Below are 13,574 nucleotides of genomic sequence, written 5' to 3'. Positions count from 1 at the left end.
TAATGATCAAGGGATTTTTTGCGTTTCTGCACCGAACATGGATGTTGCGTAAATCTTTGGTAAAGATTAGATGCTCGGATCTGCGCCTTCTATGCAACTCAAATCTCGTGGATAGAATAAGAATAATTATTATTTACAACACTCTTGGAGATCGCAGTTATGCGGCCTACACAGCCATCCAGCACATCTTGCGAAGATGAAGGCTGGTTTTTTTGTGCCCGGCAATCGGGGGGCGGGCAATGAATACTTCGATGCACAAGACCAAGGCGCTGGGTATGGCGCGCTATCGTTGGGCTGTCGTTTCGCGAGCTTTGGCGGCTGTTGCCGGGGGATATGGGCTGAGTGCAGCATTTGCCGCAGCCTTTGGGCTGGCGTGCGCGCACTGGTGTGGAATGGGTAAAGCCGATGCTGTCACGCTGTCCACCATGTTGTCTTTTGTGGTGTTTGCGGTGGCCGTGTTGTGGGCTTTTGCTTGTCGAAGTGCCTGGAGAGCGTGGCTTGGCATTGCTTTGCCAGCCTTGATGATGCTGGCGTTGGTCGGGGCGCTGTACGGGAGGCATGCATGAGAGTGGATGGGAAGCCGGAAGGGCTGCGTCAGTCCATGTCATGGCTGCATACCTGGAGTGGACTGTTGCTGGGGTGGCTGCTGTATGCCGTGTTTTTTACCGGCACGTTGAGCTACTTTGTGGATGAGGTCAGTGACTGGATGCGCCCTGAGCTGCATGTATCGGTGCCGCAGGCTGATACGGCGGAAAAAGCCATGGCAGGGATGCAGAAGCTGGCGCCAGACGCCAGTAGTTGGAGCTTGCACTTGCCTAACGAGCGGCAGACCGCTGTGGAGGCTACCTGGCGCCCCCAAGGTGCACCACCAGGGCGTGAAGGCATGCAGCGAGCATATCTGGATGCAGCCACGGGCGAGGTGCTTCCTGTGCGTGAAACGCGTGGTGGCAGTTTTCTGTACCGTTTTCACTTTGAGCTGTACGCCATGCCACGGGTATGGGGGCGCTGGATTGTGGGGATTGCCACGTTGGTGATGTTTGTCGCGATTCTCAGCGGCATCATCACGCACAAGAAAATCTTCAAGGATTTTTTCACTTTCCGTCCGCGCAAAGGTCAGCGCTCCTGGCTTGATGCGCACAACGCAACCGCTGTACTGGCGCTGCCGTTTCATATCGTGATTACATTCAGTGGCTTGCTGCTGCTGATGACCATGCTCATGCCATGGGGCGCAAATGCTGTGTATGAGGGGCAGCCGCAGCGCTTCAATGCAGAGCGCAGGGGCATGCAGATGGTTTCTGCGCCGCAGGCCGCAGCACGTGCACCGCGCGAAGGGCGTGGTGAGCGAGCAGGCTATGAAGATGCTGCACCCATGGCAGAGATTGCACCCATGTTCGCGCAGGCTCAGGCGCAGCTCAAGGGGGCGGCAGTTGGCAGCATCATCGTGCAGAACCCGAATACACGACGTGCGATGGTGGAGCTGCGAGCGGAGGGGGCGGACTCATTGACCAGTGGACGGGGTGCAGGACAACGCGTGCAATTTGATGGCATCACCGGGGCCATGAAAGAGGCTCCTTCAGTGCGAGAGCCATCCAGCACGGTTGCGGTGATGAACAGCCTGGTCAGTGTCCACCTGGGGCGTTTTGCCGATCCAGCGGTGCGCTGGCTGCTGTTTCTTTCGGGTGTGGTGGGTACGGTCATGGTGGCCACAGGCATGGTGTTGTGGGTCGTCAAGCGTCTGCCAGAGCGCAACAAGCTGGGCTTCATCCCCAAGGGGCATCGTCTGGTCGAAGTATTGAATGTGGCTGCCATTGCTGGCCTGTCAGTGGCTGTGGTGGGGTATTTCTGGGCCAATCGCTTGTTGCCGGTGGGCCTTAGTGACCGTAGCGCTGCAGAAATCCATGTCTTTTTCACGCTGTGGCTGCTGAGCTTGCTGCATGCCCTTGTGCGTCCGCATGCCAGAGCATGGCTGGAGCAGATGGTGGTGGCTGCTATGGCCTTTGTTTGCTTGCCACTGCTTAATGTGTGGACTGGGGGGGCAGGTCTGTTGCAGACCATGACACACAGCCAGTGGAGCGTTGCCGGATTTGATGGGATGATGTTGGCGCTGGCAGTAGTGCATGGCAGCGTGGCCTACAAGCTGTGGCAGCGGTTGCGTCAACCTGCAGTGCCTGCAGCCAGGGTGCGGCAAGGCGTGGCTGCATCCAGAACAGCGCTACAGGCTCCGAAGGAGCATCTATGAATACCTGGATTGCTTTGTTGCTGGCAATACCTGCGTTTGCGGCCTTGAGCCAGGCCATGGAGCGCCACCATGCCCAGGTCTGCGGAAATGAGCCTTCGCCGCGTATTGCTTGGAGTTGCCGTGTCGTTGGCGCCGCATTGCTGCTGGGTACGCTTGTCGTTTGCCTGCAGGCCTGGGGGACGTCGGTGGCGGTTGCTGCGTGGCTGGGCGTGCTGACCTTGGCGGCATTGACCGTGGGGCTGGTGCTGACCTATGCCGCGCACTGTCTGCGGGGGGGAGCCCTGCTTAGTCTTGGCATTGCTTTGCTGGGTATTGGTCTGCGGATATAAAACACAGTTCTGTCAAGTCGGCTGGCGCGGCTGTAATGCATGCGCCAGCCGTTTTTATGGGCCTGCGCTGCAGGGCATGGTCTTGATGGGCGCACAAGAGCGTGCCACTCTGGCAGACTCGACATACGTAAAGACATTCTGAGGGAGAGCCTTCTTGGCAAGCTCAATCGCACCGGGTCTGGTGGCCTTGCATGGCAACTGTACGGAAACGCTGGCCGACACGCTGATGGCGTGGATGCAAGCCCATCCCTTGGCTCCTTTGGAGCAAGAAATCGTGCTGGTGCAAAGCAATGGCACGGCGGAGTGGTTCAAGATGCGCATGGCGGAGCAGTTGGGTGTCAGTGCTGCGGCCAAGGTGGAGTTGCCTGCACGTTTTATCTGGCGCACATACCGTCAGGTGCTGGGCAAGCACGAAGTGCCACCGTCCTCGCCGCTGGAGAAAATTCCACTGACATGGCGCTTGATGCGTTTGTTACCCGGCTGCCTGCACGAAGCTGCTTTTGCCCCGATTAGCAATTTTCTGCGCCCGGGTGAGCCTGAGCGCTTGCTGCAACTGGCCGAGCGCTTGGCAGATTTGTTTGACCAGTACCAGATCTACCGAGGTGACTGGCTGCACGCATGGGAGCAGGGGCGCGATGTGCTGACGCAGCCCGGCAAGCCCGATCAGCCGATCCCTGCGGGTCAAGCCTGGCAGCCCTTGTTGTGGCGAGCGGTGATTGCCGATCTGACGGCAGTTGAAAAAGCTGCCACACGCACTGCATTACGCGATCTGGTCATGCAGCGCCTGCGCGAGTTGGAGCCGGGCGCCATCAGTGTGCCGCGGCGGGTGGTGCTGTTTGGCCTGAGCCATGTGCCACTGGCCATGCTGAGCTTCATGGATGCGTTGGCGCGCCATACCCAGGTGGTGCTGGCAGTGCCCAACCCCTGCCGTTACCACTGGGCGGACGCGATTGATGGCCGTGATCTGCTGCGAATGCAGCGCCGTCGCCAGCCGCTGAAAAATGGGCAGGATCTGGCGGCTGTTCCGCTTGCGTCCATGCACGCCCATGCGCACCCGTTGCTGGCGGCCTGGGGCCGTCAAAGCCGTGACTATGTGCGGCTGCTCGATGAGTTCGATACCACGGTGGAAACCGCTAATCCAACGGTCTGGCCGCGCGTGGATTTGTTTGACGATGCGCCAGCGGATGCCGGCAGCCTGCTGCAGCAGGTGCAGCGCAGCATGCGCGATCTGCTGCCGCTGAGCGAGCACCCCAAGGCTAGCCAGGCCGGGCACAGCATTCCTGCGTCAGACCGCTCCATCGTGTTTCACAGCGCCCACAGCCTGGTGCGTGAACTGGAGGTGCTGCATGACCAGTTGCTGGACATGCTGGCGCAGCCGCCTGTGGATGGGCAAGCGCCTTTGCAGCCGCGTGATGTGATTGTCATGCTGCCCGATATCCAGAAGGCTGCGCCATCGATTCGTGCGGTTTTTGGCCAGTATGGCCGCACGGATGCGCGCTTCATTCCTTTTGACATAGCAGATCTGAGCGCCCGTGCCTCCAGTCCCATGGTGGTGGCGTTGCAATGGCTGTTGCGTCTGCCTCAGCAGCGTTGCCGGTTGAGCGAGCTGTGCGATCTGTTTGATGTGCCCGCTGTGGCTGCACGCTTTGGCCTGGCCGCTGAAGACGTGCCACAGCTGACGCAGTGGATGGCAGGGGCGGGAATTCGGTGGGGATTGAATGCTGCGCAACGCGGAAGTTTGGGGTTGCAAGCCTGTGGGGAGCACAACAGTGCCTGGTTTGGTCTGCGCCGCATGCTGCTGGGTTATGCCAACGGTGCTCGCAGCATGCAAAGTACCGATGGTGTGCAGCAGCCCGCAGCATGGGGCGAGATAGAGCCTTATGACGAGGTGGGAGGCCTGGATGCCGAGCTGGCCGGTGTGCTGGCCGCAGTGCTGGAGCGCTTGATGCGCTGGTGGAACGAGGCCTTGCAGGATGCAGCCCCTGATGTCTGGGCTCAGCGCTTGCGCCAGCTCGCGCAGGATATGTTTGATCCGCAGGATGATGTGGAGCAAGCGTTGCTGGATGGCCTGGAGCAGTCTTTGTCACGCTGGCAGGAGGCCTGCGACCAGGCTGCGTACACTTTGCCCATTCCTTTGGCGGTTGCCCAGGAGGCTTGGCTACAGGCGCTGGAACAGCCTTCACTGGAGCAGCGGTTTCGAGCCGGGGGTGTGACTTTCGCCACGCCCATGCCCATGCGTGCGATTCCGTTTGAAGTGGTTTGTCTGCTGGGCATGAACGATGGGGACTACCCGCGCCGAGCCACGCGCAATGATTTTGACCTGATGCAGCAAAGCGGCCAGTACCGCCCCGGTGACCGCGCGCGGCGTGATCATGATCGCCAGCTCATGCTGGAGGCTGTGTTGTCGGCAAGGCGCACGCTCTACATCAGTTGGGCCGGTCACCATGTGCGCGATAACAGCACGCAGCCTGCGTCGGTATTGGTTTCGCAATTGCGCGAATATCTGGCCGACGGCTGGCGTGGAACGCAAGACCTGTTGCAAGAGCGCACTTGGCACCATCCTTTGCAGCCTTTCAGCCGAAGCTATTTTGAAGAGGGCGCCGTACTCACCACCTATGCCAGCGAATGGCGTGCTGCACATGCTCAACAGGCTGACAGCAAAGCAGCAGTGCCGGAAATGGGCACTTTTGTGCCCGATGCCCAGGTGCCACTGAATGTGGCGCAGCTGACGGCGTTTGTGCGTCATCCGGTGAAGGCATTTTTTCGCCAGCGTTTGAATGTGCACTTTGAAGTTGAAGAAAGTGTAGTGGAAGACGACGAGGTGTTCCAGCTTGATGGTCTTCAAGCCTATGGGCTGGTGCAGACACTACAGCAGCAATGCGCGGCAGACTGGGAGCAGCAGACGGCACAGGGGCTGCAGCACGATGGTGATGCGATGGCGCAACTGCTGCAAAGACGTATTCACAGCCTGCAGCGTGCTGGACGCCTGCCTCTGGCGGGGTTGGGTCAACGCGAGGCGCAACAGTTGCAAGCCACTTTGCTGCCAGGATTGCGGGCATGGATGCAATTGCGGGCAGATTACCCCGAGCCAGCAGCGCGTGAGCGTTTGCACTTCTCGCACGCGGGTGTTGTCTTGGAAGACTGGCTGGAGCCCTTGTGGCTGCCTGCACAGCAGGCGCCTGCCGTGTTGCCAGTCTGGGTATTGATGGATCCGCGCGATGTGCTGGATGCCAAACGCCAGCCCCGGCGAGATCGCTTGCTGCCAGTGTATGTGCGCAGTCTGGTGGCTGCCGCCTGCGGTGTGGAAGTGCAAGGTATGGTGGTGGGGCGTGATGCCTGCCTGCATGTGCAGGCAATGGATGCCGACGAGGCGCGCGCGGCATTGCAGGCGTTGCTGGCACTGTGGCTGCAAGGCCTGCAACAGCCTTTGCCCTTGCCGTTCAAAACAGGACTGGCTTTGGCGATGGGCGATGCGCTGGGCGCCGCTGCGGCTTACGAAGGCGGTTACAAGCACCGCGGAGAGTGTGAAGACATGAGTTGGCAGCGCCTGTTTCCGGACTATGACTCGCTGGCCGCAGATGGTCAGTTGGAGGCTCTGGCTCAGCAGGTCTACTTACCCATGCATGCCTGGTGTGGCAGCAGTGTGGCCGTGGTGGAGTGGCATGTGCACCAAGACCAGAGAGGTGCAGCATGAGCGCACGCCACATTCTGGATGCAGCAAGCTTTCCCTTGCACGGCAGCCGCTTGATTGAGGCCAGTGCGGGCACGGGCAAGACCTGGACGATTGCCGCGCTGTATCTGCGTTTGGTGCTGGGGCATGGCGGGGAGCAGGGCTTTACCCAGCCGCTGCTGCCACCTGATATTTTGGTGATGACGTTCACGCGCGCGGCCACGCGCGAGTTGTCGGATCGCATTCGCGCACGGCTGGTAGATGCCGTGGCGTGTTTTCGCGGTCAGCAGCCTGTCGCAACGCACGATGCGTTTTTGCAGGCGCTCATCGACAGTTACCCCGAGGGCGAACAGCGCGAGCAAGCCGCATGGCGGCTGGCTATGGCCGCGGAAAGCATGGACGACGCGGCCATCTTCACCATTGATGCCTGGTGCCAGCGTATGCTGCGTGAACACGCGTTCGATAGCGGCAATCTTTTTGAGGAGGAGCTGGAGAGCGATGAAAGCCAGCGGCTGATGGATGCCGCGCATGACTACTGGCGCCAGCAGTGCTATCCCTTGAATGGTTCACAGCTGGAGGTGGTGCTGAATGTGTGGCGCAGCGTGCAGGAACTGGTGGGCGATATGCAGGCGCTCAGCCAGGACGCTGTGGATGCCGTGCACGCAACCGGCACACTGGCGCAATGCGTGGAGCGTGCCCAGCAAGCCCATGCACAGGCCTTGCAAGAATTGGCACAGGGCTGGTCGGAAAAAGCCGAGCATCTGCAGCATTGGCTGGATGCGCAGTTGGATGGTCAGGCCTATCTGTGGGACAAGCGAAAGCTGCAACCAGCGCGCTATACCGGATGGCTGTCCACGCTGAAAGCCTGGGCCCAGGATCCCTTGCACACGCCTTTGGCGCTGACCGATGCGGCGCGCAAGCGCCTGAGCCCTGAAGGCATGGCCGAGGCTTGCAAAGGCTCCACCTTGGATGTGCTGTTGCCGGAAACATTTACGCAATTGCAGCAGTTGTTGGTGGATATGGCGCAATTGCCAGAACCCGCAGTGGCCATCCGCCTGCATGCCGCAGCGCAGGTGCAGGCACGCTTGCAATGGCTCAAGCGCCAGGCGGGCACCTTCGGCTTCGCCGATATGCTGCAGCGTCTGGATGCCGCCTTGGCTGGTGAAAACGGCGCCAATTTGCGCAGCAGTATCCTGGCGCAATATCCGGTGGCACTGATTGATGAGTTTCAGGACACTTCGCCGCTGCAATACCGCCTGTTTGACCGCATTTACCGCACGGTGGACAACAACCCCAACAGTGCCCTGCTGTTGATTGGCGATCCCAAACAGTCCATTTACGGCTTTCGCGGTGCCGACATCTACAGCTATCTGCGCGCCCGTCAGGCAACCGAGGGGCGCCACTATGTGCTGGACGTGAACTTTCGCTCCACGCAGAGTGTGGTGCAGGCCGTGAATCAGTGGTTTGCGCAGGCCGAAGAGCGCTCGGGGCAGGCTGCGTTCATGTTCCGCACATGGGCGGATGGTGAACCTTACAACCCCCTGCCATTTGACCCGGTCAGCGCCAACGGGCGCAAAGAGCAATTGCATAGCCATGGAGTTGCTGTGCCTGCCATGCAGGTGCTGTGGCACGACGACAAAGGGGAGCCGGTGAGCAGTGAAGAGCTGCGTCGGCACATGGCGGCTGCGTGCGCACAGCAGATCGTGCAGTGGCTCAACGATGCGCAAGTGGGCTTTGCCCAGCCCGGGCAGCCGCTGCAGCGCATCCGGCCCAGCGATATGGCGGTGCTGGTGCGCACGGGGCGTGAAGCGGCGGCGGTGCGCCAGCAGTTGCAGCGCCGGGGCGTGGCTTCGGTGTATCTGTCAGACCAGGAGTCGGTGTTCAGCAGCGATGAGGCACAAGACCTGCTGTTATGGCTGTGCGCTGTGGCAGCACCTCTGGATGTGCGCGCGGTGCGTGCGGGGCTGGCCACACGTTTGATTGGTTTGAGCCTGGACGAGCTGGCATGGCTGGCGAGCAATGACGAAGCCTTTGATGCCTATGGCGAACAAATGCGGCAATTGCATGGCGTGTGGCAGCGCCAGGGCGTGCTGGCCATGCTCCGCCAGACCCTGCACCGCATGCAACTGCCAGCGCGCTGGCTGGCGCAAGTGGGCGGCGAGCGGCGGCTGACCAATTACCTGCATCTGGCCGAGCTACTGCAAAACGCCAGCGCCACCCTGGAAGGTGAGCAGGCCCTGATTCGCTGGTTGACCACACAGATCGAAGAACCCGGTAAAGGGGCGGAAGAGCAGGTGGTACGACTGGAAAGCGATGCGGATCTGGTCAAGATTGTGACGGTGCACAAAAGCAAAGGCCTGGAATACCCGGTGGTGTTTCTGCCTTTTGCAGCCGACTTCCGTACCTACAACGATGCGCTGGTGCGCGTGCCGCAAGACGATGGTTGCAAGCGCCTCGAACTGGCTCCCAGTGCGGAGCAGTTGGCACAGGCTGATACGGAACGCCTTCGCGAGGATTTGCGGCTTTTTTATGTGGCATTGACGCGCCCGCGCCATTGCCTCTGGCTGGGCCTTGGCGCGTTGCGCAAAGGCAATAGCAAAAACTGCGTGAATCACCAAGGTGCCAGTGGCTATTTGCTCAATGGTGGTGAGCCCGGAGATGCCCGTGCTTGGTGGGATGCATTGCAAAACTTGGCGCAGCGCAGTGGCGACATGGTGGTGCAGCGTCTGGCATTGCCAGTAGCCAGCACCTGGCTGCAAAGCAGTGAGCAGACCACACCTTTGCATGCCTTGCCCACCTATGACGGCGTGTTTGATCGCAGCTGGGGCATTGGCAGCTTTACGGCACTGGTGCGAGGAGCGGGTAGCCGCACGGCAGCAGTGCTTCCGGTGGCTGCCATGCGCCCGGCCGATGATGAGCGCTTGGCGGAAGAAGCATTGCCGGCCAAACCCAGCCTGGTGAAAGCAGCCCCGGACGCTGCGGTGTGGCACCGCTTCAAGCGTGGCGAGTTGGTGGGCAACTTTATTCACGACCAACTTGAATGGCTGGAAGGGGAAGATTTTGCCTTGGAGTCGGGTGGAGAGAGCCTGCTGGCGCAGCGTTTGATCCGCCGCTGTGAGCGCGCAGGCAGGGGGGCGGAAGCCCAGGATGTGCTGACTTGGATGACGGCCGTGGTGCAACACCGCTTGCCTGTATTGGGCTGCAACTTGAGCCAGATTGCCACACGCCTTCCAGAGATGGAGTTCTGGCTACCGCTGGCGAAATTGTCCGCCGAGCGCGTGGATGCGGTGTGCCACGAATTCATCCTGCCCGGGCAGTCTCGCCCTGCCTTGCCCCAGCGCAGTCTGCATGGCATGTTGATGGGCTTTGCCGACCTGGTGTTCCTGCATGAAGGGCGCTACTGGGTGATGGACTACAAAACCAACCACCTGGGGTTTGAAGCGGCAGCCTATACCGATGCGGCCTTGACTCAAGCCATGCTGCAGCACCGCTATGACGTGCAGGCTGCGCTGTATATGTTGGCTTTGCATCGTTTGCTGAAAACACGTTTGGGCATGGATTACCACCCTGCGCAGCAACTGGGTGGCGCGTTGTATTACTTTTTGCGAGGGCTGGATGGGCCGGCGCAAGCCGTGCATGTGGTGCCCCCGGTGTTGCCCATGCTCGAAGCGTTGGAAGCGTTGTTGGAAGAGGTGGGCGCATGATTCGCAAACGCAGTGTGGATACCGCCACCATGGATTTGTTTGCTGCTGCGGCGCAGCAGCCGCAAGGAACGACTGCGCAAGCCGTGCTGGAGCTGTTGCGGCAGTGGGCCGATGTGGGCATGTTGCGCCGACTGGATGTGGCGCTGGCTGTCTGGTTGCATGAGCAGGATGAGTGCTTGGCTCCATGCGTCTTGGTAGCTGCCGCCATGCTGGCTCACATGGAAGGGCGTGGGCACAGTTGTCTGCCACTGGCTGATCTGGTACTCGACCCCAATGCGGTGCTGGGCTGGGAAGCACAGGAGCAGCCAGCATTGCGCACTTTGTGGGCACAACTGCCGGAGGGTATGCTGGACTGGTTGCAGGCGCTGCAAGCCAGCACCCTGGTCAGAGTGGTGGGGCAGCAGGCCGATCATGCTCAACCGCTGGTGCTGGCTGCGGCAAAGGGCACGCAACCCTTGCTGTATCTTCGGCGCTACTGGGACCATGAGCGCACGGTGGCTGCGCATATTCTGCAGCGTAGCGCCGCACAAAGCGTATCGCTGGATGAATCTGGTGCACGCCAATGGCTGGATCGATTCTTCCCTTCCGCATCTGAAGCATGCAACTGGCAAAAAGTGGCGTGCGCACTGGCTTTGCGAGGACGCTTCTCCGTGATTACGGGTGGCCCTGGAACCGGTAAAACCTATACCGCCGCACGTTTGCTGGCCTTGTTGTTTGCCACGACGCCGGACGCCGAACAGCTGCGCGTGGCGCTCGCTGCCCCCACAGGAAAGGCTGCCGCTCGGCTGAAACAATCCATCGAAACTGCCTTGCAAGACCTGCAAGCCAGTGTGGGAGACGCCTTGGATCTGCCTGCACTGGTGCAACGTGTGGGAGCTGCACGCACCCTGCATTCCTTGCTGGGAGCACGACCTGGAACGCGGCACTGGGGCTATCACGCAGGACGTCCACTCGACGTGGATGTGCTGATTGTCGATGAGGCCTCCATGGTGCACCTCGAAATGATGTCGGCCTTGCTGGAAGCCTTGCCACCGCATGCACGCTTGATTTTGCTAGGGGACAAGGACCAGTTGGCCTCGGTCGAGGCGGGGGCCGTGTTGGGTGACCTGTGTCGCGATGCGCAGGCCGGGCGTTATTCCAAGGAAACCGTGGCGTTTGTGGAGCGCGTGTCGGGTGAGCGCATACCCGTGGGATTTCACGCATCAGGTAATGTGCCTGCCTTGGCGCAGCACACTGTGATGCTACGCGCCAGTCGTCGTTTTGATGGACCGATTGCGGCCTTGGCCACCGCTGTCAATGTTGGTGATGTTGCGCAAAGCCTGGATGTGCTGCAGGTGGATGTGGCGCAGCATGGTGAACACGCCCGTATTGCCTTGCGCCAGGATGGACGCTTGCCTGCACTGCACGGGTTGGCGCTCTATGGACGTGGCACTGCGCCTGGTTATGGCGCTTATGTTCAGGCTTTACAGCGCTGGAGCCAGATCAAGACTCGCGACGATCTGTCTGAGGCACACGATGCCTGGGTGCGTGAGGTATTGCATGCTTTTGACCGCTTTCGTTTGCTGTGCGCTGTGCGTGAAGGCGCTTGGGGCGTTTCCGGTCTCAACCAGGCCGTGGTGGCAGCCTTGCGTGCCCAAGGCGTGCTTGCACCGGATGGCGAATGGTATGCCGGCCGGCCCGTGATGGTGATGCGCAATGACGCTGCTCTGGGGGTGTTCAATGGAGACATCGGCATGGCTTTGCCCAGCGCTGCGGCAGGTCATCCTTTACGCGTGTACTTCTTGCAAGGTGACGAGATGCGTTCGGTGAGTGTTGCACGCCTGGCCCATGTGGAAACGGCGTTTGCCATGACGGTGCATAAAAGCCAGGGTTCGGAGTTTGAGCACACGGCCTTGGTGCTATCTGCACAGGCAGGAGGTGTGCTCGGCAGAGAGTTGGTCTACACCGGTATTACGCGGGCACGCTCACACTTCACCTTGATGGCTGAACGCCCGGGCTTGCTGTCCGCAGCCATTGCCAGCCCAACCAAACGGGCGAGTGGTTTGATGCGTTTTCTCGAAGGGCAATTGCATTCCTGAAATAGGATCCTCTAGCGTCAGCAGCATGGGCTCTTACGCATGTTTGCCTAAAAAAATTGGACACAGCTACACGGTTTGACATGTGCCTGCCTAGAATGTCTGCCATGCAGTTAAACGCGTCCACCTCATCGCTTTCGCGCCGCGCCATTACTGGCGTTCTGGTGCTGTGGCTGTGCGTGGTGGCTGCAGGGATCTGGGCGCCGATGGCCCGTGCGCATATGCAGGCGCAAAGTATGGAGCGCCTGTGCTCCGTGCATGGCGTTGAGCAATGGGTGCCCAGCCCTGTTGCAGAGGGCTCATCCGATGATGGTGAAGGCCTGCATCATCTGATCGACTGTCCGTTGTGCCTGCCATTGCTGGCTCCTCCGCCTGCGGAAGGCTCGGTAGCTGTGCAAGCATTGCCGCCTCAGCCTCCCCCTGCGCAGGTAGTGCTGGCCCAGGCAAGCCATGCGCAGCATTGGCCACCCGCACGGGGGCCTCCGGTCACATCACATCTTTTTTGAAACAAGGGCAGAAACACCTGCAACAGTGCATGTGGGTCTGCTGTTCATGCTTCCTGTTGAAAGAATTTTGTGATGTTGAAGACAACAAACTGGCTGTCGTGTGCGCTGCTGAGCGCTTGTTTTGCTGTGCCTGCATGGGCGCATCCTGATGCCGCTCATGTGCAGGCAGACAACGTGTGGGCACGTGCCAGCGTGCAAGGGCAGCAAGCTTCGGGCGCTTTCATGAACTTGACAGCCAAGGAGCCACTGCGTTTGGTTGGGGTGGAAACACCGGTTGCCGAGTCCGGCGAGATCCATGAAATGAAGATGGAAGGCGATGTGATGCGCATGCGCCAGATCGACGGTCTGGATCTGCCTGAAGGCCAGAAAGTGGAACTCAAACCCGGTGGCTACCACCTGATGTTTCAGCAGTTGAAAGCTCCGCTGCAAGACGGAACGCAAGTTCCTGTGACCTTGGTGTTCAAAGATGCCAAAGGTGAAATATCGCGCCTGCACTTGCAAGTTCCTGTCAAGCGCGTGGCTCCCGCCGCAGTGCAGCCAGGGCATGTCATGCCCGCTGCACATGGTCACGGCCACTAAGAGTCGCTGACACGGCTTATCAAAGAAGCGTGCGCAGATGATTGCTGCAGCCAATCTGGATAAAGCCAAACTTGCATTGCCAAGTTGGCTGTAGCACCCTGCATGTTCTCAGCACCGCTCGAATGCATCTCCGATGAGTTGGCGCTGGAGAGCCTAGCTTGCCTTTGTCAGTGAGGTTGGAGCCTGCTTCCTAGCTCCCCGGTGCCTTGTTAACAATGAGCCATCAATGCAGGCTAAGCTCCAACCAATCTGGTCATGCTCACGAAGGCGCACAAGCATGGCTTGCTATAGTTGCGCCCAAACTTTTGCAGCACTCCAGTTGCGTAGACGTCGCAAGCATGCCATGCCACTGTCGTAGACCAACGCTTGAAGCTAACTCTTCCACGCAATGACTGTTTGCAGCGCATACAAGATTCCATGGAGAGCAGTCTCTCGCTCAAGCATTACTTGCGCACACCACCTTTGGCTGCAG

The 13,574-nt window shown here is 60.0% G+C and carries 8 protein-coding genes; all 8 read left to right on the top strand.

The window, feature by feature from the left end:
• Positions 1 to 239 precede the first annotated feature (239 nt).
• The 8 genes from QEP11_RS07305 to QEP11_RS07270 all read left to right on the top strand — a co-directional run bounded on the left by QEP11_RS07305 (position 240) and on the right by QEP11_RS07270 (position 13,102).
• Entirely contained in the window at positions 240 to 566 is a 327-nt protein-coding gene (locus QEP11_RS07305) for a DUF3649 domain-containing protein (protein ID WP_284335994.1), read from the top strand.
• A complete protein-coding gene (locus QEP11_RS07300) occupies positions 563 to 2,239 on the top strand; it encodes a PepSY-associated TM helix domain-containing protein (RefSeq protein WP_284335993.1) in 1,677 nt (558 codons plus the stop codon). The genes QEP11_RS07305 and QEP11_RS07300 overlap by 4 nt, the downstream gene beginning before the upstream one ends.
• Entirely contained in the window at positions 2,236 to 2,568 is a 333-nt protein-coding gene (locus tag QEP11_RS07295; RefSeq protein ID WP_284335992.1) for a DUF3325 domain-containing protein, read from the top strand. Before QEP11_RS07300 ends, QEP11_RS07295 begins: the two co-directional genes overlap by 4 nt.
• A 154-nt stretch (positions 2,569 to 2,722) precedes the next feature.
• Entirely contained in the window at positions 2,723 to 6,262 is a 3,540-nt protein-coding gene (recC, locus tag QEP11_RS07290; RefSeq protein ID WP_284335991.1) for an exodeoxyribonuclease V subunit gamma, read from the top strand.
• Positions 6,259 to 9,942 carry an exodeoxyribonuclease V subunit beta gene (gene recB / locus QEP11_RS07285; protein ID WP_284335990.1) on the top strand — a complete coding sequence of 1,228 codons (3,684 nt, stop codon included), beginning with the start codon at positions 6,259 to 6,261 and terminating at the stop codon, positions 9,940 to 9,942. The genes recC and recB overlap by 4 nt, the downstream gene beginning before the upstream one ends.
• The gene (recD, locus tag QEP11_RS07280) at positions 9,939 to 12,020 is read left to right on the top strand and encodes an exodeoxyribonuclease V subunit alpha (protein WP_284335989.1); all 2,082 of its coding nucleotides are present in this window, start codon (positions 9,939 to 9,941) and stop codon (positions 12,018 to 12,020) included. Before recB ends, recD begins: the two co-directional genes overlap by 4 nt.
• 104 nt (positions 12,021 to 12,124) lie before the next feature.
• Positions 12,125 to 12,523, top strand: coding sequence for a DUF2946 family protein (locus QEP11_RS07275; protein WP_284335988.1), 399 nt, complete (start codon positions 12,125 to 12,127; stop codon positions 12,521 to 12,523).
• A gap of 72 nt (positions 12,524 to 12,595) precedes the next feature.
• A complete protein-coding gene (locus QEP11_RS07270) occupies positions 12,596 to 13,102 on the top strand; it encodes a copper chaperone PCu(A)C (RefSeq protein WP_284335987.1) in 507 nt (168 codons plus the stop codon).
• Positions 13,103 to 13,574 lie beyond the last annotated feature (472 nt).

This window comes from Comamonas halotolerans (genome assembly GCF_030162935.1).
Classification (GTDB): domain Bacteria; phylum Pseudomonadota; class Gammaproteobacteria; order Burkholderiales; family Burkholderiaceae_C; genus Comamonas; species Comamonas halotolerans.
The sequence above is the reverse complement of the archived record's forward strand: the minus strand, read 5'-3'. Positions and strand labels throughout refer to the sequence as shown.

Bases quoted from the DNA above. Each gene is read 5' to 3' on its own strand.
- recD (WP_284335989.1), top strand. From the start codon at position 9,939: ATGATTCGCAAACGCAGTGTGGATACCGCCACCATGGATTTGTTTGCT.
- QEP11_RS07295 (WP_284335992.1), top strand. From the start codon at position 2,236: ATGAATACCTGGATTGCTTTGTTGCTGGCAATACCTGCGTTTGCGGCC.
- QEP11_RS07305 (WP_284335994.1), top strand. From the start codon at position 240: ATGAATACTTCGATGCACAAGACCAAGGCGCTGGGTATGGCGCGCTAT.
- recB (WP_284335990.1), top strand. From the start codon at position 6,259: ATGAGCGCACGCCACATTCTGGATGCAGCAAGCTTTCCCTTGCACGGC.
- QEP11_RS07275 (WP_284335988.1), top strand. From the start codon at position 12,125: ATGCAGTTAAACGCGTCCACCTCATCGCTTTCGCGCCGCGCCATTACT.
- QEP11_RS07270 (WP_284335987.1), top strand. From the start codon at position 12,596: ATGTTGAAGACAACAAACTGGCTGTCGTGTGCGCTGCTGAGCGCTTGT.
- QEP11_RS07300 (WP_284335993.1), top strand. From the start codon at position 563: ATGAGAGTGGATGGGAAGCCGGAAGGGCTGCGTCAGTCCATGTCATGG.